This is a genomic window from Bradyrhizobium sp. CCBAU 11434 (genome assembly GCF_028128895.1).
Lineage (GTDB): Bacteria > Pseudomonadota > Alphaproteobacteria > Rhizobiales > Xanthobacteraceae > Bradyrhizobium > Bradyrhizobium zhengyangense.
In genome coordinates, this window is record NZ_LBJX01000100.1 from 1 (window position 1) to 23,701 (window position 23,701).

General features: G+C 61.1%; 21 protein-coding genes. 9 read left to right on the forward strand and 12 right to left on the reverse strand.

The window, feature by feature from the left end:
• The first annotated feature begins 175 nt into the window (after positions 1–175).
• Complete coding sequence (locus XI06_RS32490; RefSeq protein WP_271607238.1) at positions 176–937, forward strand: molybdate ABC transporter substrate-binding protein; 762 nt, start codon at positions 176–178, stop codon at positions 935–937.
• Between the two features lie 208 nt (positions 938–1,145).
• On the opposite strand, the gene XI06_RS32495 is transcribed toward XI06_RS32490, so the two are convergent.
• Positions 1,146–2,087 (reverse strand): LysR family transcriptional regulator, encoded by a 942-nt coding sequence (locus XI06_RS32495; RefSeq protein WP_271607239.1) that lies wholly within the window; start codon positions 2,085–2,087, stop codon positions 1,146–1,148.
• A gap of 150 nt (positions 2,088–2,237) precedes the next feature.
• Between XI06_RS32495 and XI06_RS32500 the strand changes: the two genes are divergently transcribed.
• Together XI06_RS32500 and XI06_RS32505 are read left to right on the forward strand one after the other, a co-directional pair.
• Complete coding sequence (locus tag XI06_RS32500) at positions 2,238–3,197, forward strand: Bug family tripartite tricarboxylate transporter substrate binding protein (RefSeq protein ID WP_271607240.1); 960 nt, start codon at positions 2,238–2,240, stop codon at positions 3,195–3,197.
• A 14-nt stretch (positions 3,198–3,211) separates the two neighbouring features.
• The gene (locus tag XI06_RS32505; protein ID WP_271607241.1) at positions 3,212–3,928 is read left to right on the forward strand and encodes a dienelactone hydrolase family protein; all 717 of its coding nucleotides are present in this window, start codon (positions 3,212–3,214) and stop codon (positions 3,926–3,928) included.
• A 229-nt stretch (positions 3,929–4,157) separates the two neighbouring features.
• On the opposite strand, the gene XI06_RS32510 is transcribed toward XI06_RS32505, so the two are convergent.
• The gene (locus XI06_RS32510; protein ID WP_271607242.1) at positions 4,158–5,234 is read right to left on the reverse strand and encodes an OpgC domain-containing protein; all 1,077 of its coding nucleotides are present in this window, start codon (positions 5,232–5,234) and stop codon (positions 4,158–4,160) included.
• Positions 5,235–5,613: 379 nt separating this feature from the next.
• Between XI06_RS32510 and XI06_RS32515 the strand changes: the two genes are divergently transcribed.
• Positions 5,614–6,180: a cytochrome b gene (locus XI06_RS32515; protein WP_271607243.1), complete on the forward strand. Its 567-nt coding sequence runs from the start codon at positions 5,614–5,616 to the stop codon at positions 6,178–6,180.
• A 64-nt stretch (positions 6,181–6,244) separates the two neighbouring features.
• The gene (locus XI06_RS32520; RefSeq protein WP_271607244.1) at positions 6,245–6,733 is read left to right on the forward strand and encodes a CDP-archaeol synthase; all 489 of its coding nucleotides are present in this window, start codon (positions 6,245–6,247) and stop codon (positions 6,731–6,733) included.
• On the opposite strand, the gene XI06_RS32525 is transcribed toward XI06_RS32520, so the two are convergent.
• From XI06_RS32525 to XI06_RS32545, 5 genes are read right to left on the reverse strand one after another with little or no spacing between them, the layout of a single operon-like run.
• Entirely contained in the window at positions 6,714–7,679 is a 966-nt protein-coding gene (locus XI06_RS32525) for a metallophosphoesterase (protein WP_271607340.1), read from the reverse strand. The two genes, XI06_RS32520 and XI06_RS32525, sit on opposite strands and share 20 nt — an antisense overlap.
• 26 nt (positions 7,680–7,705) lie before the next feature.
• Complete coding sequence (locus XI06_RS32530) at positions 7,706–8,818, reverse strand: SbmA/BacA-like family transporter (protein WP_271607245.1); 1,113 nt, start codon at positions 8,816–8,818, stop codon at positions 7,706–7,708.
• The gene (locus XI06_RS32535; protein ID WP_271607341.1) at positions 8,811–9,761 is read right to left on the reverse strand and encodes a 1-phosphofructokinase family hexose kinase; all 951 of its coding nucleotides are present in this window, start codon (positions 9,759–9,761) and stop codon (positions 8,811–8,813) included. The genes XI06_RS32530 and XI06_RS32535 overlap by 8 nt, the downstream gene beginning before the upstream one ends.
• Before the next feature lies 1 nt (position 9,762).
• A complete protein-coding gene (gene glk / locus XI06_RS32540; RefSeq protein WP_271607246.1) occupies positions 9,763–10,728 on the reverse strand; it encodes a glucokinase in 966 nt (321 codons plus the stop codon).
• Positions 10,725–12,059, reverse strand: coding sequence for a GH1 family beta-glucosidase (locus XI06_RS32545; protein WP_271607247.1), 1,335 nt, complete (start codon positions 12,057–12,059; stop codon positions 10,725–10,727). The genes glk and XI06_RS32545 overlap by 4 nt, the downstream gene beginning before the upstream one ends.
• A gap of 42 nt (positions 12,060–12,101) precedes the next feature.
• On the opposite strand from XI06_RS32545, the gene XI06_RS32550 reads away from it, so the two are divergent.
• Positions 12,102–13,580, forward strand: coding sequence for an agarase (locus XI06_RS32550; protein ID WP_333909381.1), 1,479 nt, complete (start codon positions 12,102–12,104; stop codon positions 13,578–13,580).
• A 21-nt stretch (positions 13,581–13,601) separates the two neighbouring features.
• On the opposite strand, the gene ppsA is transcribed toward XI06_RS32550, so the two are convergent.
• From ppsA to XI06_RS32575, 5 genes are all read right to left on the reverse strand, one after another.
• Positions 13,602–16,013, reverse strand: a complete 2,412-nt coding sequence (gene ppsA, locus XI06_RS32555) for a phosphoenolpyruvate synthase (RefSeq protein WP_271607248.1) — start codon at positions 16,011–16,013, stop codon at positions 13,602–13,604.
• A gap of 59 nt (positions 16,014–16,072) precedes the next feature.
• Positions 16,073–16,459 carry a DUF302 domain-containing protein gene (locus XI06_RS32560; protein ID WP_271607249.1) on the reverse strand — a complete coding sequence of 129 codons (387 nt, stop codon included), beginning with the start codon at positions 16,457–16,459 and terminating at the stop codon, positions 16,073–16,075.
• An 81-nt stretch (positions 16,460–16,540) separates the two neighbouring features.
• Positions 16,541–17,068, reverse strand: coding sequence for a Spy/CpxP family protein refolding chaperone (locus XI06_RS32565; protein ID WP_271607250.1), 528 nt, complete (start codon positions 17,066–17,068; stop codon positions 16,541–16,543).
• 99 nt (positions 17,069–17,167) lie between these two features.
• Positions 17,168–18,169, reverse strand: a complete 1,002-nt coding sequence (locus tag XI06_RS32570) for an AI-2E family transporter (RefSeq protein ID WP_271607251.1) — start codon at positions 18,167–18,169, stop codon at positions 17,168–17,170.
• Between the two features lie 89 nt (positions 18,170–18,258).
• The gene (locus XI06_RS32575) at positions 18,259–19,497 is read right to left on the reverse strand and encodes an APC family permease (protein WP_271607252.1); all 1,239 of its coding nucleotides are present in this window, start codon (positions 19,495–19,497) and stop codon (positions 18,259–18,261) included.
• 214 nt (positions 19,498–19,711) lie between these two features.
• Between XI06_RS32575 and XI06_RS32580 the strand changes: the two genes are divergently transcribed.
• The 3 genes from XI06_RS32580 to XI06_RS32590 are packed head-to-tail and all read left to right on the forward strand — an operon-like array spanning position 19,712 to position 23,699.
• Positions 19,712–20,548 carry a universal stress protein gene (locus tag XI06_RS32580; protein ID WP_271607253.1) on the forward strand — a complete coding sequence of 279 codons (837 nt, stop codon included), beginning with the start codon at positions 19,712–19,714 and terminating at the stop codon, positions 20,546–20,548.
• Positions 20,549–20,601: 53 nt separating this feature from the next.
• Complete coding sequence (locus tag XI06_RS32585; RefSeq protein WP_271607254.1) at positions 20,602–21,339, forward strand: ABC transporter ATP-binding protein; 738 nt, start codon at positions 20,602–20,604, stop codon at positions 21,337–21,339.
• Positions 21,336–23,699, forward strand: a complete 2,364-nt coding sequence (locus XI06_RS32590; RefSeq protein WP_271607255.1) for an ABC transporter permease — start codon at positions 21,336–21,338, stop codon at positions 23,697–23,699. Before XI06_RS32585 ends, XI06_RS32590 begins: the two co-directional genes overlap by 4 nt.
• Positions 23,700–23,701: the final 2 nt, after the last annotated feature.

Consider the following 23,701-nt stretch of genomic DNA (forward strand, 5'->3'; position numbering starts at 1 on the left):
CCCTTGGAGGCTTTCGGACGCCGGCCGCCCCAATATGCAGCGCCGTCAATCATGCGGCCGGCATCCGAAACCCTTCACATTTCCGGACCTCCGGGCGATGCGCCGCACGCACGCAGGCGATTGGCGGTGAACCGTTGGAACTGCTAGGCTGCGTGAACTGTGTAGGGAGCACATCATGAAAGCCTTGAGCTTTGCGCGCGCGGCATTCCTCGCGTCAGTCTTTCTTGCACTTTTGGTCGAGAACGGTCAGGCAGCCGAGCTGCGCGTTCTGGCGGGCGGCGCGATGACCGCGGTGTGGGCGGAGTTGAAACCAAAGTTTGAACAAGTCTCTGGACACAAGCTCGACATTTTCTTCGGCACCACGCCAAATTTGATCAAGGAGGCAACTTCGGGGAAGTCGTTTGACGTCGGCGTTGTGCCGGTCGAGGTGATGCAGGACGCAGCAGCACGTGCAAAGTTCGCCTCCGGCACGACATCCGATGTTGCGCGGGTCGGCCTGGGTGTTGCGGTGCGAGCTGGGGCTCCGAGGCCCGACATCGGCACACCTGACGGACTTAAGGCTGCGCTGCTCAAAGCACAGTCGATCGCGACGCTGCCGGCAAGCGCTGCAGGTGCGCAAGTGACGAAAGCATTCGAGCGACTTGGTGTCGCCGAGGCAATCAAGGGCAAGATTCAGGCAAAAGCGGCACCAGCCGAGATCGTTGCGGCGGTTGCAAAGGGCGAAGCGGAGCTAGGCGTGTTCTTGTTAAATGTGCTCACCGCCCCTGGACTAGACGTCGTCGGCCCATTCCCTGCGGACTTGCAGCAGGAAGTTGTCTTTACGGGGGCTGCTGCCGCGGACACAAAGCAAGGAGATGCCGCAAAAGCGCTGCTCGGGTATCTCAAGTCGCCAGAAGCAAGCGCCGTCATTAAAGCGAAGGGAATGACGCCGGGTTGAAAGCATTGAACCCTCCGAGATTGAGGTTGGCAAACGCAAAGCGAAAATGGTGAGGAACCATGGCAGCCGGCCCGAGAAGAAGGTTTGGTGCGGGTCAATCGCGACAATTTGGCTCGGTTCCAAGTTACGTCGGGTCTGCCCCTTACAGCCGACATGTCTTCGGCCCTGAGACGCGGCAGCGATGGGCCACAAACCGACATCCGTCTTATCACTTTGGTTTAGCCATTGGCTTTGCGAGCTCACGGGCGCTGTCGATGACGAGCTGCACAACCGGGCTGACGGTGCGATCTTTGATCGTGAGCATCCCGTTCGGTCGACGGTCCGCCGGCAGTTCAATTGACAAGACCTTGAGCGCCGTCTCCCTGGCGAGAAATTTCAGTGTGGAAGCTGGGAAAACCGTGATGAACCGCCCCGTCTCCAGCAAACTGACCCGCATATGGGGGGCATCGGTGACCACCGTCGCCTGGGGATACGCGAGCCCCCTCGCAAGAAAGGCTTGCGTGATGATCGAGCCGATCACGCTCTCCCGCGGTGGAAGCACCCAACGCTCGCCCACCAAATCAGAGAGCTGGATATTGCGCCGTCGCGTCCATGGATTTTTCGCACCCGCCGCGATGACGTAGCGATCTTCAAAAAGAAACTCGAAATGCAGCCGCTCGTCGGCAATCGGGCCGCGACTGCGCACGAACGACAGATCGACTTTGCGTTCGCTCAGGTCGCGATGTAGCGCCTCGATGTAGCCGGTGACGAGCTGAAATCTGATCCGCGGATGACGCCGGGAGAGCCGGTCTATGAGCGCAGAAACAAAGCTCGCCGCCAGATCAGCCGTGCTTCCAATCCGCACCTCTCCGGCGGTGGGGTCGGCGAGAAATTCGATGTTCTTCACGCCCCGGCGCAATTCGTCGAAGGCGGCAGCGCCGCAATCGATCAGGGCGCGGCCGCACGCGGTCGGTTCGATTCCGCGCCGGTGGCGATCCAGCAGACGGACGCCGAACGCCCGCTCGAGTTCGGCGATCGATCTCGAAATGTTGGGCTGGGTGGTGTTGAGCAGGGCTGCCGCCTTGCCCATGCTGCCGGCCTGCACCACGGCCATCAGCACGTGCAAATCCTGCAGCTTCATGCGTTTTCCGATGCGATCGCTCATCTGCATGGGGATGCCCATATCCGTTTTGAGATAGTCTCATCAGACAATAGCCTTATGCGCTTATGACAGCATCAACTATCCTCCGCTGTTGAAGAGTGCCAGCGTGGGTGCAGGTTCGACGGAGCAAGGCTTGTGACTCCCTCCCGACGTCAATTTTTGCACTTCGCAGCGGGGATAGCCGCACCGCCGCTGCTGTCGGGCCTGGCTGCCGCCGACACCTATCCCTCTCGGCCGGTCCGGATCATGGTTGGCTTCGCCGCCGGCGGCCCAAACGACATTCTCGCGCGTCTGGTTGCAGATTGGTGGTCGGAGCGGTTCGGCCGACAATTCATCGTCGAGAACCGGCCCGGGGCAGGAAGCAATCTTGCCACTGACGCGGTCGTGCGCGCGCCTCCCGACGGCTACATGCTCCTGCTGGCTGGCTCTTCCAACGCGATCAATGCTACGCTTTATGAAAATCTCGATTTCAACTTCCTGCGGGATATCGCGCCGGTCTCAGGGCTGATCCGTGGCGCGCTGGTGATGGTGATCCACCCATCGGTTCCTGCCCATACGATTCCCGAGTTCATCGCCTATGCCAAAGCCAATCCCGGGAAACTCGCCTACGGTTCGGGTGGCGGCGTGGGCGGGATCACCCACATCGCCGCGGAATTGTTCAAGCAGGCCGCCGGGGGGCTGGATCTTCAGCATGTGCCCTATCGCGGCGTGGCGCCCGCCATCACGGATCTGCTCGGCGGGCAGGTGCAGGTCGTCTTTGCCAATGTGGCGCCCGCGATCGGTTACATCGAGAGCGGCAGGCTGCGCGCGCTCGGGCTGACGACGGCGATGCGATCCGAGGCATTAGCGGATGTGCCTTCTATCGGCGAATTCGTGCCTGGCTACGAGGCCAGCTCGGTGTTCGGCATCGGTGCGCCGAAAGGCACCCCTGGCGCGATCATCGACAGGCTCAACAAGGAGGCCAACGCCGCCCTGGCCGATGCGAGGTTCAGGACGCGCCTGCGCGGCCTCGACGCGACGGGACTAGGCGGCTCGCCCGCCGATTTCGGCAAGCTGATGGCCGACGAAACTGAGAAGTGGGCCAAAGTGATCAGCTTGGCGAAGATCCGACCGGAATAGCACGGGAGTTTTAAATGCGGGGGAAAGTCAGCAAGATTTGCTCGAAGGCTGTCGGCGCGTTCGATTGCTATCTGGTCGCGCCCGAGACTGAAAAGCCGGTTGCTGCCGTCGTGCTTGCTTCCGCTATTCACGGCGTGGATACGGACATGATCGCAATCGCCGACGAGCTCGCGGCATGCGGGGTCATCGTCGCAGCGCCGGATCTGTTCTCGCGGTCGATAGCCGGCCCGCTGCCTCGGAATGACCTGCGTGCGGCCCAGCGCGCGCAGCCGCGCCTCGAGCAAATCAAAGCTGGCGAAGACGACATGATCGACACCTTGAGACACCTCGGCACGATCCCGCAATTCAACGGCCAGGCGGCCGTCATGGGGTTTTGCTACGGCGGTCCCTATGCGGTTCTTGGACCGAAGCGGCTTGGCTATGCCGCCGGCATCTGCTGCCACGGGTCGCAGATGCTGGAATTTCTTCACGAGCTTGCCGGACTCCGCAAGCAGGTCTGCTTGATGTGGGGCGACGAGGACGATCGCGCGCCGGCCGAGGTGCTGCAGGCTTATCGTGAGGCAGCGGCGCGCAGGGAAGACGTCGAAGTGCACGTCTTTCCCGGGGTGCGCCACGGCTACATGATGCGGACAAGCCCGTCCTTCGATCGGCCGGCATATGATTTTTCAATGAGGCGTGCCTGTGATATTCTTCGATGTCTCCAGTCGCCGTCCGAGGCTCGTAACATTTGATTGTCCCCGGTTATCCTGATCTTTGTTGGAGCTCGACTTGCCAAGAGGGGAGAACAGCATGGCGCCTCTCGTTGCCTTATTCGTTGCTCTCTTTTGCGGAAAATCGGCGCAAAGCGGAGATGACGGTAAATCTCCGCGGCACCGGTAGATCCTAACATAGAGCCGGCTCGACGAGGAGTGCCATTGCGTGGGAACCTGCATTCAGCTCATCGAAGTTGGCTGCTAAAACCTAAAACAGCTCGGGACCCCGCCGGTCGAGCTTGGCTTCCAATGTGAGAAGGTTGGCAATCGCAATCATTAAGCCGATGCCAAGTGCACTGACCGCGGCCTGCATTGGCAGTCCGTCGGAGACCCGGTTCAATATGACGAACGCGATAAACGAAGCGAGCACGCTGAAGCAAAAGACTGATAGGGAGTTTTCGCCACAACGGATCAGCGCCTTCGTCCAGAGCCCGGGTTGACGGTGCCCATCTCGCGGCACGAAACGCGTCAACAAAACGACCATAGCCAAAAAGTGGACGAGGCGAGCCGGGTCCAAATGACTCTTGTAGATTGGATAGAGCCAGTCTTCGATGATCTGCGGGATCAGCCATTTGAAGACATCTATACGCCAACTCAAGACGACAACAAGGCTGAACAGAACATAAGCGGCGGCGAGTGGTGTCGTGGCTCGGTGTCGCAAGACAGCAGCAAATTGCTGGGCACACGGACCGGCGCAGCAGGCGCCGACGACAAACAATATCTGCCAAGCGAATGGATTGAAGTAGAGTTCGCCAGACGGCCAAGCAGGCATGTGCCAACTATAGAGCTGTACCATCAAGTAAAGCATGAATGATGCAGAGAGCGTGATTGCCGCGTTGCGAGCAACGAGCCACAGAACCAGCGGAATTGAGACATGCAGTATGACGAACGTGGGCAAGATATCGGTGTTGACGGGAGCGTATTGAAGAATCAGGAGGTGGACGAGGGCCGTTCCGGGATCGTTGAAAAAGTGTCGTGTGTTGGTTTCGTCGAGATAGGAGCCGCTTAGCCAAGCCAGAGCGAGATAGATGATGACCAGCAGTAGAAATGCAATGTAGATTTCAAGGCTGCGTCGCAAGCTGCGTGCGATGACCGTCGGCCAACCACGACTTCGCTGCGCGCCGCCATAAGAGACCATGCACGTATAACCAGACACGAACACGAATACTTCGGAGGCGTCGCTAAATCCGTAGTTGCGAATGGTCAACCAGCCGAAGGCATTGCCGGGGATGTGGTCGATGAAGACAAACCAGAGCGCCAGCCCGCGACAAGCGTCGAGCCGCAAGTCACGATCATCGCCAGGATGTGCCAGTATCTGCGAACTCCTTTGAGCCTCGACCGAAGTAATCTGAAAAAACCGAAGTAGTCACCTCGCGTGACTCTGCAGCAGGCGCGGCTGGTCTGCAAGCTATCGAGACTGCGGCCATATGGCCGCAGAGTCTTGATCCAGAGCAAAGTGGCTTCCGCCCCAAGTCAGGCAGTATTTGAATCAGCCAGTTTCGCATCGTCCCGCGGGGGCTGCAAAGCCACCGCCTACGGTCACTTAAGGCAGGCGCTTGATGGATGTCGATCGATAGAACCAGCCAAATGCCTCCGCTCGATCTGCTTGACGCACGTCAACGAATTGATCCGCGTTTAGTCCATTGTGGTTAAGAGGCTTCGACATGCAGTTACTCAATTCAGACAAGAACTATGGTGCTATTGCGCAGACCCTGCACTGGCTGACAGTCATTCTCGTCATTCTTGCTTGGATGCTTGGCATTTTCGGTGACGACTTGCCGAAAGGCGAACCCCGTCAGGTAGGCCTGGCCGTCCATGTCGGGGCCGGGATCGCAATCCTCGTCCTGCTTGTGGCTCGCCTGATGTGGCGTGCGGTCAATCCACCACCTATATCGGGGGCGACCGAATTTGGGGGCTGGCTCGGGAAATGGGGTGATCCTGCCGCCGCGATCGCGCACTATACTCTTTACGCTTTGCTCGTTGCGGTGCCGGTCGCCGGGATTGTGCTTCAGTTCGCGCGTGGTGATGCATTGCCATTGTTCGGTCTTGCCGCCATTCCGTCACCGTGGATCAAGGATGCGGCCTTTGCTCACAACGTGAAGGAAATGCACGAAGTTCTGGCGCATGCGCTGGTGGTCATCGCAGCGTTTCATGCGATCGCCGCGCTCATTCATCATTGGGTATTTCAGGACCGAACCCTGAGCCGGATGTTGCTTCACTCCAAGGATTGAGACGTCTTACGATCCGCAGACGTGCCTGCTTGCTCATACTTCAGTGCTGTCCGCGAGATGGTTCATGGCCACGATGCCAATTTTCTATTCGATTGTTCTGTTGACGCTCGCGAACGGGTCTCCGGTCGTGGCCAAGAAGCTCTTCGGATCCCGCTTCGCGTTTGCGCTGGATGGAGGCCTTCTGTTCTTCGACGGCCGACCGGTATTCGGGACCTCGAAGACCGTCCGCGGCATGGTTGCTTCGATCGTCGTGACCGCGGTCGGCGGGATCCTCCTTGGACTTGGTTACGAATTGGGAGCTCTGATGGCCATCGTCGCGATGGCGGGAGACTTGTTTTCCAGCTTCTTGAAGCGGCGCATGAACATGCCGCCGAGCAGCCAGGCGTTGGGCTTGGACCAGGTTCCGGAATCGCTGTTCCCACTTCTGGTTTGCCAGGAAAGTCTCGGGCTGAGTTACGCCGACATCTTCGTGGTCGTCTTGATGTTCTTCGTCGGGGAGCTCGCGATCTCGCGCGTGCTCTACATATTGGACATCAGGGATCAGCCGTATTGAAGCGGTCCGTTGGCCGACACAATCGATGCAGTGTAATCTCCGGCGGGCAGTTAAAGCGCACTGCCACGACGCTCGATCCCGCGCCGACAGACGTGTAGCCGACCATGTCGTGATAGCGCCAGGCGCCGGCTCCCATCCGACGCGGCAGCACTGAGTCAAGTGTGATAGGGATCGAGCCCGGAAGGCATATCTGTCCTCCGTGCGTGTGTCCGCTCAGGAGCACATCAAAGCCGGCATGCGCCGCTTGCCGGTAGATTTCCGGTGTGTGGGACAACAGAATCGAGAAGGCGCCATCCGGGATCTCCGACCCAACCTTCTCGATGTTGTCGACCCTGAAATAATGCGCATCGTCGATGCCTGCGACAAAAAGTTCCTGATCGCCGCGCGTGATTGTCGTGCATTCGTTCTGGAGCATGCGTATGCCCATCGCCTCCAGCCCGGGCAGCATCCTGATGGTGTCGTGATTGCCGAGCACGCCGAGAATGGGCTGCTTGAGGTTCGCGATCAACCGCGCCATGCCTTCGACCGCTGCGTCAAACGCTCCGAATGTCTTGCCACGATAGTCACCGGTTAGGACGCATAAATCATAGTTCAATCCTGAGATCAGCTCGACCATGTGCCGCATGGCACGCTGGCTCATATCTACGTGGGTATCGCTGATATGAAGAATGGTGAATCCTTCGAACGAGGCCGGCAAGTCAGCGCACTCGATACTGTTGTGTTTCAGGGTCACTCGCTCGGCATTTCGGCGCCCGCGCCAGTAAAGCCCGGACAACTTCAGAATACTTCGTATCAACGAATGAACAGAGTACCAGTTCTCGATATGGAAGAAGTTGAGGCCTTGGCCGAAGACCTGGGCTTCATGATCGGTTTCGATTCCGAGCCGCTGCCGGGCGTGGATACGCCCCAGGCGCTGCTCCAGCTTCGAAAGCAGTTCATCTTCCACTCGGTGCGCCTTTCGGTTCGTGGCGATCAACTGCGTATCCGCATTGGTTGGTCTTCAGCAGATCGATCGAGCTTGTCCAGGGCAAGAAGAAGCGACGCGACACGGTTGGCCGAAGCGGCCCATTCCGCCAGCCGCGGATAATTGTCCGTGAACCAGCTGCAGGCGCCCTGGACCATCACGAAGGCTGCGGCCGCCTGGACAACTTCTCCAAGCAGCATTGTGCCCCCGACATATTTGGGCGTGCACAGTAGCAATCCAACCACAGGCGTCAGCAATGAATTGCTATGAGACACGACCGTGAGGCGCATGAGTTGCCAGCAATAGCTGAGCCATGCCGCTATCACTGCATCGAGCGCCGGTCCGATTTTGCGAATTCCATCCGCGCCGCTCGCTCCTGGCGTCTTGCTCTCGCCACCTTCACGCACGTGGGTTCCAATGGCCCTCAACTGGGCTTCGGCCCTCTTGTTCTCCTCCAAAACGTGCGTCAGGCGACGGCCGATCAGCATTGTCGCGGCTGCCACGATGATTGCATAGAACACCACGGCGATGACCAGATAACCGGGAATGGTCAGGGTCCGGTCGGCGGCGCCGATCTGGAGGCTGCCTCCGACCACCCAGAGGATGCCGATGAAGGTCGTCGCTGTCAGGAGTGAGGAGGCGAGCCCGAGAATGAGGTCGACAGGCAGGTCCGTGGCCAGCCTGCCGTCTTCTGCAATCCGATATTCGGGGGCTTGATAGTCTCCTGTCACGTCATTGAGCCGTGTGAAGCGATCCCGCTCCAGCCAATACCGGTAGAGCTCGCCGCTCAGCCATGCGCGCCATTTCCGTTGCAGCGTCATCCGTCCCCAGACGGAGAACACGGCGAGAGAAAGGCTGGCGCAGAGCAGGGGCAGGAAACGGAGCGCCTGCGCGAGGAGCTCCGTTCCATCCTTTCGTTCCACCGCGTTGAAGAAGTCGCGGTTCCAGAAGTTCAGCGCATATTGGGTCAGCAGTTGCAGGACAATCGTGACAATCAGCAGCACGGTGAGGAGCCAGGCCCAGCCGGCTGAATTCCCGGCCCAGAATCCGCGCGCGCTTTGCCAGAATCGCAACAGCAATTTGCGTTCACCCGGCGACTGGTAGACCTTGTTTCTAGGCATGATAGCCGGCGACGGCTGTCACGTTCACGCTGGACGCGAGACGATCAATGTCCTCTCTCAAGCACAGCCCCGTGCCGGGGCTCAGCAGCGCCGCTGAACCGCCGGCAACGCCATAGCGCAGAGCCGCTTCGAGATTGTCGTTACCTGCTAGGCTCGACACCATCGCTCCCAGGAAGCTGTCGCCCGCGCCGGAAACACTGACGGGTTCGATGGGAAGGCCGTTCGCACGCAGGGCCTTGTCGCGCGTCAGGAGCAAGGCGCCCTGAGAGCCCAGCGAGAGCGCGATGATCTCGATACGGTAGCGATCGAACAGGCTGCGTCCCGCTTCGAGCAGCGAAGGCTCATCATCGGTGCTGATCCCGGCGAGATCCTGAAACTCGTGAAGATTGGGCTTGATGAGATAGACGCCGGCTTCGAGGGCAGCTTTCAGCGCAGTGCCGGTTGTATCCACGACGATCTTGGCTGCCCCATTTGAGGCCCGGACCACTTTGCCGTAGAAGTCGTCTGGCACTCCCGGGGGCAGGCTGCCACTCGCGATGACGAACCCGACTTGCGAGCTGAAGCGCGCGACTGCGTCGAGGCATTGTTGCCATTCGAATCCACTGAGCGAGGCGCCCGGAAAGACCAGACGAAACTGCTCTCGGGTTGTCTCGTCGAAGACGGTAATGTCCTCGCGGGTATCGTTGGCGGTCGGGATCACGATGCTGCGCACGGATTCGCGCTCGACCAGGACCGCCAAGGTCTGCCCGGTTGCGCCTCCGGCCGGATAGATCGCGATCGCGTCGATTCCGAGCCGCGTCAGAACCCGGGCGACGTTGATGCCGCCGCCGCCGGGATCGCGCTGAGCTTCCGCGCAGCGCATCTTGGTGAAGGGAAGCATCTTCCTGACCGAGGTCGAGATGTCGAGCGCCGGGTTGATGGTCAACGTGATGATCTGCGGCACCTTAGCCAAGGCCTTCGACCTCCATCAGCGCGCGAAGGCCAGTGAACGCGACATCGTCATTCAGAATGAGATAGGCCGGTATCGGCTCCAGGAATGTCCTGAGACGACCCTTTGCCTCAAATCTCTCGCGAAACTCGGACGCGGCTAGATAGCCGGGCATATGGCGCAAAATGCCTCCGCCGATGAACACACCACCTTTTGCGCCGACTGCGAGGGCAAAATTGCCTGCGACCGATCCCAGCATAGCGCAAAACATCTCGACGGCGGCGCGGCTGGTTGGACACGTCTCCTCAATTGCAGCCCGCGTGATCTCGGTCGCGCGGCGTTTTGGAACGATCACGCCATCGATGGAGGCAATAGCGTCATGGAGATTTTCCAGCCCTGCGCCCGACAGCAGGCGCTCCGACGAGACATGCCCGAACCGTTGTCGCAAATGCGCGATGACGGCATCCTCACGCAAGGAGCTGCCTGCCATCGTGGAATGGCCGCCTTCGCCGGAGAGCACGATCTGGCCGCCGGCGTGCGATATGAGCGCTGCCATGCCAGGGCCGGTGCCGGGGCCGATCGCTGCGAGCGGCGCTCCCGCGACCCGTTCCCGTCCCCCCAGTTGCAGCAGATTGCCAGGAAGAAGATGGGGTAGGGCCAACGCGACCGCCTCGAAATCGTTGATCAGGCGCACAGACGAAAATCCAAAGGTCCCGCGCAACTGCTCTGCGTCGATCACCCAGGAGTTGTTCGTGAGCGTGCAACGGCCATTCTGAACAGGGCCGGAGGCAGCAACGATTGCGTGCTCAATCGTCCCGGTCTTCAACGGATCGCCGAGATAGGCAGCAAGCGCTTCCAGAAAGGTGCCGTGATCGTTGACGGCCATGTGCGCGATCGTGCTGAGCTTGCCGTCCGCCAGGAGTGCGAAGCGGGCATTGGTCCCTCCGATATCGGCGAGCAAAGTGGTTCGCGCCTTCATCATGGCCGCCCCGCCTTGATCAGCCCTGCATACCAGTCGAACGAGGATTTTGGTGTCCGCCGCAGCGACGCATAATCCACATAGGTCAGGCCGAACCTGATGCTGTAGCCGGAATCCCATTCGAAATTGTCGAGCAGCGACCAGACGAAATAGCCGCGAACGTCGACGCCGCGAGAGGCGGCGGCATTCATCGCCTCGACGTAGTCCCTCAGGAACTCCATTCGGCCCATGTCAATCACCGCGCCGGTCGCGTCAGGCTGGTCGGAATTGCCGTATCCGTTCTCGAGGACGTAGATCGGCAAGCGGTAGCGATCCTGGACAGCCTGCAACGTATCCCCGAAAGCCTCGGGATCGATCGGCCAATCGATCGGCGTCAATGGGGCGCCGGCGGGCTTGTCGCCGAAGTCATAGCCCAGCATCGAACCTGCATTCGCCTTCACGTAAACTGGACTGTAGTGGTTCAGCCCGAACCAATCGACCGGTCGGCAAATACGCGAGAGGTCACCGGGCTGCAGATGTGGTTCGATCGCTGCCTGCATCTGCGCAGGATATGCGCCAAGACATTGCGGATCCGGGAGGGCGTTATTCCAGTAGACGTCGAGGCGTGCAGCGGCGGCTGTATCGGCCTCGACGCTGCTGGAAGGCCGGCACGGCTGCCAGTTGTGAATGCACCCGATCGAGGCTCCAGTAACGTTTGTACGAAGGACATCGACCGCCGCACCGTGCGCAAGATTGACGTTGTGGATCATGCGATGCAGCTTGTCCTCGCTGCTGCGATCCCGCTTGCCGAGTGACCGGCTGAACAGGCTGAACATCGATGGTTCGTTGAGCGTTGCGAAACGCTTGACCCGGTCGCCGAAGCGCGCCGCGACCAGAGCCGTATAGTCGGCGAACCAGGTCACTATTTCACGGTTCTGCCAGCCACCGCGCTCTTCCAATGCCTGCGGTAGGTCCCAATGGTACAGGCACAGCCACGGCTCGATGCCGGCGGCCAGGAGCTCGTCGATCAGGCTGTCGTAGAATGAAAGACCGGCCTCGTTGGCTGCTCCGCGTCCCTGCGGCAGGATGCGCGGCCAGGCAATCGAGAACCGGTACGCCTGAACGCCCAGGGTTTTCATCAGGGCCACATCCTCGCGATAGCGATGATAGTGGTCACACGCGACGTCGCCGGTATCGTGATTCTTGACCATGCCGCTTTGGCAATAGATGTCCCAGATGCTTGGTCCGCGGCCGTCCTCCCGCGTGGCCCCCTCGATCTGAAAGCTCGAGGTGGAAACTCCCCAGATGAAATCGGAGCGCAAGTTGGCGATGTTCGGCAGTTGAATTGTCGACATGGACGACCTGCTTGGTCCTGCTCCACCGATACCCGTCTATGCTTGCGGCCGTTGGATTGCAGGAATCTTCTCCCTGTCGCCTTGTTAGTCAGGGAGCTGCTGGATGGTATTGAGATAGGTCAAGAGCCCCAGGCAGGACCATGCGATGAATTGCAAATCTTGGTCTGTTGCCGGGGTCCACAATTGCAAAGAACGAAGTGGGGTGGGGTCGTCGACGGCCTCAGCGGAAGCGGCTTCTTCCGCATCGCCGAGCATAACGGCGTTTTCTGGCTGGTCGATCCTGACGGTGGCCGCTTTCTCTCCAAAGGCGTCAACACCATCCGTTTCGATCAGGACCATGTCGGACAGACAGATCGCGTGCCTTACGCCAAGGCCTGCACAGCCAAGTACGGCAGCTCGCACATCTGGCGCGCGGCGGCGTCCGACCGGCTGGCGGGCTGGAAATTCAACACGGTTGGCTGCTGGTCGGATGAACTCGTCGCCAGCGCGGGATCGCGATTGCTGGCGACCACGCCAATCGCGGAGCTCGGCGCATCCTTTCGCTTGCATCGCCGCGATCAGGTCTTTCCGGACGTCTACGATCCCGAATTCTCGGCGCATATCCGTGTGAGCGCCGAGCAGCGCTGCAAGCACCGACGCAACGATCCCGGCTTGCTCGGTACCTTCATCGACAACGAACTCTACTGGTCACCCGACTGGCGCGGTACCGACGAGCTTCTGACGCTCTTTCTGAACCTGCCATCTCATCGTCCGGGCAAAATTGCCGCGATCTCTGGTCTGCAAGCGCACTATCGAGAGTTTGCTCAATTCAATGCGGTCTGGCGCACAAAGGCGCGATCCTGGGAGGAACTCGGCAGGATTGAACACATCGTGGCGCCGTTTGTCAGGCTCCGGCCCGGCGTCTTGAACGATGCGCTCGAGACCAGGGCCAACCTGGCGGATTCTGCTCGCGAGGCGTTTTCCGCCGATTGCGATGCCTTTGTGGCCGTCGTAGCCGACAAGTATTTCGAACTGTGTGTCTCGGCGATCAAGGCCGCCGATCCCAATCATCTCGTGCTCGGCTCCCGGTTCGGATACCAGCCGCTCAGCGGCGTGATTGCCGCGGCGGGCCGTCACCTGGATGTCGTTTCCTTCAACTGCTACGACTTCGATCCGGGACCTGTCATCGACGCTTACGCTGCCACCGGCAAGCCGTGCCTGATCTCGGAATTCTCGTTCCGCGGCGACGATGCGGGCCTGCCGAACTCTAGAGGGGCCGGACCGCGGCTACCAACCCAGACCGAACGTGCCCGGGCTTTCGAAGGCTACGTCGTGGCAGCGCTCAGCAAGCCGAATCTGGTCGGCTATCACTGGTTCGAGCATGCAGATCAGCCGGCCGAGGGCCGCTTTGACGGCGAGGATTCCAATTTCGGCGTCGTTACGATCGGCGACGAAGTTTATGACGCGGTGACGCAGATGATGACCAAGGTCAATGCCGCGGCAGAACGAATTCACGCTGCGGCTGTTCCGGCCGCGCTTTGAGTGCGACACCGGGCGAAAGCGTCACGTCGCGGACTTCGGGATGGCGGCCTCGGCGTCCGAGACGGCAGCCATGGTCCGAAAAACGCTCGACGGATTGACGCTAATGGAATCGATGCCGAGCCCCGTCAAATAGCGCGCGATCTCCGGGTAGTTCGCGGGCGCCTCGCCGCAGATGCCGATATGACGCCCGTTGCGCTTGGCGCCGACCACTGCCTGCCGGAACATCTCAAGCATTCCCGGATCGCGCTCATCGAAGTCGAAAGCCACGATGTCGGAATCCCGATCGACGCCCAGCGTGAGCTGGGTGAGATCGTTGGAGCCGATCGAGAAGCCGTCGAACAGCTGCGAGAAGGCGTCGATCTGGATGACATTGTTCGGGATCTCGCACATGACGTAGATCTCGAGACCGTCTTCGCCGCGCTTCAGCCCGTTGGTCGCCATCGTCGCGATCACACGCCGGCCTTCTTCGACGGTCCGGCAGAACGGCACCATGACGCGCAGATTGGAGAGACCCATGTCATTTCGCACCCGGCGGAGTGCGGCGCACTCCAAGGCAAATCCCTCCGCATAGGCGGGGTGACTGTAGCGAGAGGCGCCCCGGAAACCCAGCATCGGGTTCTCTTCCCGCGGCTCGAAGCCTTCACCACCGATCAGGCTGGCATATTCGTTGGTCTTGAAATCGGAGAGCCGCACGATCACGGGCTTCGGGTAGAATGCCGCGGCAATAGTGCCGACGCCTTCGGCCAGTCTTTGAACGAAGAAATCGGCGGGACTCGTGAAGCCCTTCACCAGGCGCGCGATCGCCGCGCGCGCCTTGCCTGACTTGACCTTGTCCGGCTTGAGCAGCGCCATCGGGTGAACCCCGATATGCTCGCTGATGATGAATTCCATGCGCGCAAGGCCGACACCGGCCTGCGGCTGCGTTGCCGTCCGGAACGCCATCTCCGGAGTCCCGACATTCACCATGATCGCCGTGCGCGGCTGCCGCAGGTCGCTCACCGGCGTTCGGGTCACGTCGAATCCGGCCTTGCCCTGATAGACGCTGCCGACGTCGCCTTCTGCGCAGCAGATCGTGACTTCGGTCCCGGTCCTGATCTTTTCGGTCGCAAGCGTGGCTCCCACCACGGCGGGAATGCCGAGCTCGCGCGCGATAATGGCGGCATGGCAGGTGCGGCCGCCCTTGTCGGTGACGATGCCAGCCGCGATCTTCATGATGGGCTCCCAGTCCGGACTGGTCGCCGGGGCCACCAGGATCTCGCCGGGTTTGAAGGCAGCGAGATCGCGTGCAGTCACGACGCGGCGCGTCCGTCCTGACGCGATCTTCTCGCCCACGGCGCGACCGTTGACGATGACCGGGCCGTGCGCTTTCAGATTGTAGGTCTCGTAGACGTCCGCCGAGCGCTGCGAGGCCACGGTCTCGGGCCGAGCTTGAATGATGTAGAGCTTCCCGTCGACACCGTCCTTGGCCCATTCAATGTCCATCGGCATCGCGGCACCGGCGCGTTGCGAGTAGTGCGCTTCTATCCGGATCGCGATCTCGGCAAGGCTCACCACCTCCGGGTCGGAGATGCAAAACCTCCGGCGTTCGGCTTCCGGAACTTTGCGGGTGAGCGTCGCATGAGCGCCGCCGCGCTTGCCGTAGATCATACGGATCTGCTTGGCGCCCAACCGTCGACGCAGCACGCTACGATAGCCCTGGCTCAGCGTGGGCTTATGGACATAGAACTCGTCTGGATCGACTTGGCCCTGAACGATGGTTTCGCCGAGACCGTAACAGCCCGTGACGAAGACGACGTCGCGAAAGCCGGATTCAGTGTCGAGCGTGAAGACGACGCCGCTGGCCGCCAGATCGGAGCGCACCATTTTCATCACGGCGACGGAGAGTGCGACCTTGAAATGATCGAAGCCCTTGTCGATGCGATAGGAGATCGCGCGGTCGGTAAAGATGGACGCAAAGCAGCGCCGGCAGGCTTCGAACAGATCGTCGGGCCCGCGCACGTTGAGATAGCTTTCGTGCTGGCCCGCAAAACTCGCGGTCGGCAGATCCTCGGCGGTCGCCGAGCTTCGCACGGCAACGGCAACCCCGGTCCCAGCCTCGCGCTCAAGCTGCCGGTATGCTTCCACGATCTGGTTGCGGAGGAGGGGAGTGTCCATCGCCTGGTAGATGATCTCGCGCGCCTTGGCGGCCTTGCTGGCGAGCTGCTTGATCTTGCTCTTGTCCAGCCCATCCAGCACTTGGTGCAGCGCGTCCGCGACACTGTCCCGCGACAGCGCTTCGCGGTATGCGTCGGCCGTGATCGCAAAGCCGTTGGGGACCGCGATCCCCTGGGACGCGAGGACGGAATAAAGTTCGCCCAGTGAAGCCGTTTTGCCGCCGACCAGGCCGACGTCGCTCAAACCGATTTCGAGGAAGGATCTGATATGCGAGGACATGGGAACGCCGGATCAGGTAACGGCTTTTCACGCGTGAGGCAACCGGCTTCGGCGCGTTCCTACAAGCTCTCGATCACCTTCCGCAGCAGCGCCTGGACGCGCTGGGCCGATGCTTTGAGCTCGGGATTGTCGATGGCCTGCATGGATGCGACGGGATCAATGGCCGCGACCTCGGTGTGATCTTGAGTGATCTCCTGAACCACGACGTTGCACGGCAGCATCGTGCCGACCTTGTCTTCGAGTTGCAGGGCCTCGTAAGCGAGCTTCGGATTACATGCCCCGAGGATCCGATAGTTTCGAAAGTCGATGCCAAGCTTTTCCTTGAATGTTCGCTTGACGTCGATTTCCGTGATGACGCCGAAGCCACCCTGTTTGAGCGCTTCCGTCGCGCGCTGCGATGCTTCGTCGAAGCCGACTGGCAAGGTCTTGCTGAAATAGTAGGCCATATTGTAATCCCACCTCGTCACCTGCGTGGACCGGATCGTTGCCTGAATGAGTTGGAAGTGCGCGTCGTCTCGGCTCGACTGTCACCAAAGGTGTCGCCAGAAGCGGCCGCGGTCGGAAGGCGAATCCAGCCGGGCTTTCTGTTCGTCGCTGAGCGTCGTGTAGAAGGCCTCGAACGCGGGGCGCATGGTCTTGACGGACTGCAGCATGGCCTCCATGCGCTTTTCCATGAATTCCATTCGGCCGACCGCTGTGGTCGGTGCTTCGGTCGGACAAGCCGCACGGAGGACTTCGGAGGCCTTGTCAGACGCTGCCTTCAAATCGTCGAACTTGGCACGTTGTGCCTCTGTCGGTTTGATAACCTGCTCGATCCGATCGATGCGCCATCCGAGAAAGCCGGCTGCACCAGGGCTGCACGTGCCTCCGAATCCGCCCCGGCCCATGAAGCCCGGACCCATCATCATGCCGGAGCCCATCATGTCTCGTCCCGATCCCGCCGCTCCGGGTCCAAAGGACTGCGCGGTGGCGTTCCCTGCGAGCATTGCGGTCGCGATCGATACAGAGATGACCGCAATAAGCTGAGTGAGTATACGCATGACGTGGTCCTCCATTGCCGTGGGCTGCAACGTCGAATGCGTAATCCTAGGCGGTGTTACCCGCCCCCTCGTTGAGATACATCAACAGAGATGCAGCCCTAGCTTATTCCGCCGCTATGCCGTAGCGCCCATCGCGGTTGCCGCCCGGTCGCGCCGGATTTGCAGCAGGGTCAGGGTGAGGGCGAGCAGCAATGGACCGAGCACCACGCCCGGTGTTCCCATGAAAACCAGCCCGCCGACGACGGCGATGAAGGACAGCATCGTGTTCATCCGGAGCCTCCTGCCGACTAGAATAGGATACACGACGTTGTCGACAAGACCGACGACGAAAGTCCCCCAGACTGTCAGGATGATTGCGGACGTGTAGGCGCCGCTTAGGGCGAGATAAGCAGCAGCCGGTGCCCAAATGACGAAGGCGCCCAGAAACGGAACGATGGCCAGTAGAGCCATCAATACGCCCCAGAACACCGGCGCTGGCAGGCCCAGCCCCCAGAACATCAGGCCTCCCAGTCCGCCCTGCAATGCAGCGACTGCGACGGTTCCTAAGACGGTCGCGAAGATAGTATCGGTAATGCGGCCCGTGATCCGCGCGAGTTCGGGCTCCGAGAGCGGCAAATGCAGCCGCGCGGCCTCCACGATCGCTTCCCGGTCGCGCAAGAGATAAAACAGAAAATAGAAGGTGAGCAGAAGGTTGGCGATACCGGAGAAGGAGGCGCGGAGCACGGAGCCGCTCCACGTCGCGAGCGTCGATGTCGCTGTTCGCACCAGATCGGGAAAATCCAGTTGGTCATGGACCCATTGCAGCGCCGGGGCAAGCCAGCGATGCTCGCTCATGAGGCGCGCCCAGTCGTCGGTGTCGAACATCGGCACGACGAGCGACGCGCTGCGGACGGCCTCGTTGAGCAAGGTGCCTGCCACCAGCATGGCAGGAGCGACCACAATACATGCGGTGACCATGACCGTGATCAATGCCGAAAGGCTGCGGGACTTGAGGCGCCCGCTGACAGCGCGATCGAATGGCGCGAACAGGACCGCGATTGTCGTGGACCAGACGAGAGCTCCCAGGAACGGCATCGCCATGAAGGTAGAGGCGACAACGCCCAGCACGATGGCCACTACAAGTGGCGCCGCGACCGGTGTTCCATCGGGCGATTTTGGGGCTGGAAGCATTGATCGCGTCTTTCCTCGAGCTTTCCGCGGTTGAGCTATCGCGGGATGAGCGCGCTGCCTATCATCAGGATACATGTGACGAGGCCCAGTGAGGGTATCCATAACGGGACATGCACGATCGCGGTATCCGATCGCGTCTGTCGCGATCGAACTCGGAGCAGGGCCAGGTTAACGAACGCAAAGATCAGGAGCGTTATCACGGACGTGCTCTCTGCCAACAACTCCAGGGGTAGGGTCAGCGCGAGGGTCGCGACGGCGAGCATGACCAATCCGGTGGCAACCAGCGGCGTTCCCGTGCGGGAATGGACGTCTCCCACCCATCGAGGCAGGTCGCCTTGCTGCGCCATGCCGTATGCAACACGGGCCGTCATGGTGATCTGAGCGAGTATCGTGTTAAGCGTCGACACGATCGCAATTGCGCTGAAAGTGGTGGGACTGATCTTCGCCACGTAACCGAACACCAGGCTCAACGGCGCGGGCGAAGCTGCGAGAACACTGGGAGACACTGCGCTGACTGAGATAGCGGCAATGAGGATGTACAGGACCGAGGTAATCAGCAGTGTCAGCGCCATAGCCCGCGGGACATCCCGTTGCGGGTCTTTGGCCTCTTCCACCACGTTGGCGAGGTCCTCGAAGCCGACAAAAGCGAAGAACGCGAGCAGGCTTGCGAAGGTAATTCCCGAAAGGACTTTTGCATCGAGGGGCGGGGGTGTGAACAATGCAGAGCCGAACGAGACATCCGACTGGACCGCGGAGACGATGATCCACACCAACCCACCCGCCTCGATCAACGTCAGGAAACCCGCCAGTAAAACGGATTCAAGGATGCCCCACGCCGCCACGGCGCCTAGTGCGATCACGATCGCGAAGGCGATTAATGGCATCGGCATCTCGATCAACTGTCGCACGTAACCTGCGCTGCCGACAGTTACCGCGGCAGCCGAGACGATGCCGGTGACGATCCTCAAGGAGCCGACGGCGGTGGACAAGACTTGGGAGCCGAATGCGGCGCGGACGTAGGCAGCCTCTCCGGCGCTGACAGGATAGCGGGTGGCAAGTTCAGCATAGGAAGCGGCCGTGAATGCCATGACCGCGGCCGCCAATGCGAACGCCCACGATGAGTACATCTGCGCGTGACCAGCGACGGCGCCGATCAGGACATAGATTCCGGCTCCTACGGTCACTCCGGTGCCGTACAGAACGAGCAGGGGCAGGCTGATACGCCGCCGCAAGCGTGCCGGAGGTGCGATTGGATATTCCGGCACGTCTTCCACTTTTGGCCAGGAGGGGAGTTACGACCGGAGCTTATATCGGGCAGACCGACGTACTGTCGCTTGATTTGGCTCAAGTGCGAGGCCCTAGGTCGTGGCGTGGGCCGGCGATCGGAGGTTTGACGGCACGGGCTGAACCGGAGGTGTTCTGACCTAGATCAATCGACCCGGACCCGACGCTGATACCTTATGAAAATTGAAAGTTTGGAGGCACGCGATGGCCATAAGGGACGTTTTGCTCACCTTGACCAGCTATCCTGGACCGACGCCGGTTTCCGTGATCGACCGTGCCGTTTCGCTGATCTCCCCCTTTGGTGCCCACATCGCGGCGATCTCTTGTGAAGTCCATGTGGAGATACCCGGGACTTTCCTGTCCGGGGTCGGCAATGTCGGATCGATGGTGGCAAGCGAAGCCCACAAGAGCAGGAAAAATGCGCAGGACCTGCTGGCGGCTTTCGAAGCGACCGCCACGAAATCGGGGCTGCTGCACGAAACCATTCTCGAACGTTGTCTGACCTCCGAGGTTCCGGATCTCCTGGTGGACTATGCGCGGCTGCGCGATCTCACCATCGTGCCGGTGCCGGAATCCTACGACCAATGGTATGCGGAAGCGATTATCTTCGGTTCGGGAAGACCGACGCTGGTGCTGCCCGAGGCTACTGCGTCCAGGGACGCCGAACTCAACAGGGTGATCGTTGCGTGGGATTTCAGCCGCGCGGCGGCGCGTGCCGTTTCCGATGCGATCCCGATCCTGGAGAAGGCCCGAGAGGTCTTCATTGTCACGGTGACCAACGAGAAGGCGATTTCGAGCCGGCGTTCGCCGTCCGAACTGGCGAAGAATCTCTCGCGTCACGGCGTCGATGTGGTCGTCGAGGAGGTCGACGCTGCAGGACGGGCCATTGGCGATGCTCTTGCGGCTCAAATAGCTTCCCGCAGGGCAGATCTGCTCGTCATGGGGGCGTATGGTCATTCCCGCTTACGCGAGTTCATATTGGGAGGCGCGACCCGCAGCATACTGACGAGGCCGCCAATTCCCGTGCTGTTGTCGCACTGAATCGATCAGAACCGGCCAAATTTCTGAAGGATGGCGGTAAGCGGGCTATGCCGATGGACGTCCATCCGCCCAAGACGAATAGCACCGGATCGCCGGTGTTTCACGCCAGGGGGCTTTCGAAGACCTATCGAATGGGAGAGATCGACGTGCATGCGCTGCGCGACGTCGATCTCGACATCTTTGAAGGCGAGTTCGTCGTGCTCCTCGGGCCGTCCGGATCGGGCAAGTCGACCTTGCTGAACATCCTGGGCGGCCTGGACAGTCCGACCTCGGGCGAGGCCCATTGGCGCGACCACAATCTGGTTGGCGCGACCGACGCCGAGTTGACGCGCTACAGGCGCGAACATGTCGGCTTCGTTTTTCAGTTCTACAACCTTATCCCCAGCCTCACGGTGCTGGAGAACGTTGCGTTGGTCAACGAGATCGCGGACAAGCCGCTCGATCCGCTCGAGGTGCTCGCCCTGGTCGGGCTTGAAAAGCGGATCGACCATTTCCCCTCGCAACTGTCCGGCGGCGAGCAGCAACGCGTCGCGGTGGCCCGCGCCATCGTCAAGTCACCCGACGTCTTGTTGTGCGACGAACCGACCGGTGCGTTGGATTACGAGACCGGCAAGGTGGTGCTTGCGGCCATCGCACGGGCCAATGAAAGGTTGGGCACCACCACGATCGTCATCACACACAATGCCGCGATCGCGGGGATGGCGGACCGCGTGTTGCGGCTTGGCGGCGGGCGGATCGTCGGAGAGGAGCGCAATGCACACCGGCTCTCGGCGGAAGAGGTGCGGTGGTGAGCCTGCTCGATCGAAAACTTTTGCGCGACATCAATGCCATGCGGGGGCAGGTGCTCACCATCGCCTTGCTGGTCGCCGCTGGCGTCGCCGTCTTCGTGGGGGCGGTCTCGACATACGAGTCCCTTGATACGGCCGTGGAGCGCTTCTACGCGACGACGCGCTTTCCGCATGTGTTCGTGACGCTCAAGCGCGCACCATTGTCAATCGTCCTGCAGCTCAACGCAATTCCCGGCGTTGCCGCGGTCGTGCCGCGCATCGTCCGTGAAGTCATCGTCGACTGGCCGTCGGCTCCGCAGCCGGTCTCGGCCCGCATGGTATCGCTTGCGCACGCGGGGGACGAGAACCTTGCTCGGCTGCATTTACGGCGAGGTACGGCGCCCGGACCCGGCTCCTTGCGAGAGGCCGCGATCAATGAGGCGTTCGCGGAGGTCAATGGGGTGAAGCCAGGCGATGACATCCGCGTGCTGTTGAACGGAAAGGTGGAAGCCTTTCACGTTACAGGCGTGGCTCTCTCACCCGAATATGTCTACGCCGTCAAGCCGGGACTGCCCATTCCGGACGACCGGCTCTATGCCATTCTCTGGGTCGACCGCAGCGCGGCGGAGGCCGCCTTCGATATGAAGGGGGCTTTCAATGATGCCGTCATTTCGCTGGCGCCGGGCACCGATCCGAAACCGGTGATCGACGAGCTGGATCGGGTGCTCGAACCTTACGGATCGGTCGGCGCTGTCGAGCGACGGGATCAGCCGTCCAACCGGTTTCTCGAAGACGAGCTGAACCAGCAGAAGGTGATGTCGACCACCATCCCGTTCATCTTCTTCGGCGTCGCAGCGTTCCTGCTCAACAGCGCCCTGGGCAGGCTGGTGGCTGCCCAGCGCGAGCAGATCGCTGCGTTGAAGGCGTTGGGCTTTCCAACCGCGGCGCTGATCCTGCACTATCTGAAGCTAATACTCGTCATCGTGCTGATCGGGTCGGTGCTGGGAATTGCAGCCGGCTGGGGCTTTGGAAAAGCGATGATCGCAAGTTATCAGGGGTTCTTTCGTCTGCCGGAGCTGCCGTTCGGGCTCACCCCTTGGTCGGCAGTGCTGGGCATTGCGATCAGCCTGACCGCGGCTTCTCTCGGCGTCTTGACTGCATTACGGCAGGTCGTCTGCCTTGCGCCAGCGGTCGCCATGCGGCCGGCCGCGCCGCTTGGCTTTCGCCGCTCCTGGATCGAAGCGCTCCTGCCACGCACCGCGACCAGGTCACGCCGGCTGATGATCCTGCGGAATACTGCGGGACGTCCATTCCGTTCGCTGCTGACCGTGGCCGGAGTGGCCTTTGCCATCCCGATGATGGTGCTGGGAATTTTTTGGCGCGACGCCATCAGCGAGATGATAGACCTCCAGTTCAACCTGGTCGAACGCGGCAACGCGACGGTGACGTTTCCGCACCCCATGGATCGTTCGATCATGCGCGATCTGGCACGCGAGCCCGGCGTTCTCGTGGCGGAAGGGCAGCGCATCGTGCCGGTGCGGCTCCGCGCCGGGCAGCGTAGCTATTTGACGTCCGTGATCGGCCTGTCTGCAGGGGACCAGCTGCGCCGACCGCACGACGCTATGCTGCGCCCAATCGCGGCCACGCCCGACGGGATTACGCTCACCCGGCGGCTTGCCGAACGGCTCGATGTGAAAGCCGGCGATGTCATTGCGGTCGAGGCGATGGAGGGGCGGCGGCGCAAGCGCGATCTCCCGGTCAGCGCCATCGTCGACGAGTCGATCGGAATGGCATCCTACATGGAGATCGAGACCCTGAACCGCTTCACCGACGAGGGCGCCGTGATTTCGGCTGCGAGCCTGTACGTCGAGCCGGCGGCGATGCCGGCATTGGGGCGGAGGTTCAAGAACCTCCCGACCATCGAATCGGTGTCGATGAAAGCGTATACGCTCTCCTCCTTTATCGAGAAGATCGCTGGTCTTGTTTTCGTAACCGCCGGCATCCTTGCCGCTTTCGCCACCATCATCACGGTGGGGGTGGTCTACAACAGTGCGCGCATCAGCCTGCAGGAGCGCGCATGGGAATTGGCCAGCCTGCGGGTGCTGGGCTTTACCCGCGGCGAGGTTGCGGGCATCCTGTTCGGCGAGTTCGCCATCGAGATCGCGCTGGGGATTCTGATCGGCCTGCCGCTGTCTCACGCCGTCATCGGCCTGATCGCCAGATTTCATTCCAACGAGAGCTTCCAGATACCCGCTGTGATCGCGCCGCAGACCTATTTCATCGCAGTGGGTGTCGTGCTGGCGGCGGCCGCCGCCAGCGCCTACATCGTCAAAGGCCGTGTCGATCGGCTCGATCTGGTCGCGGCTCTCAAGACCAGGGAATGAGC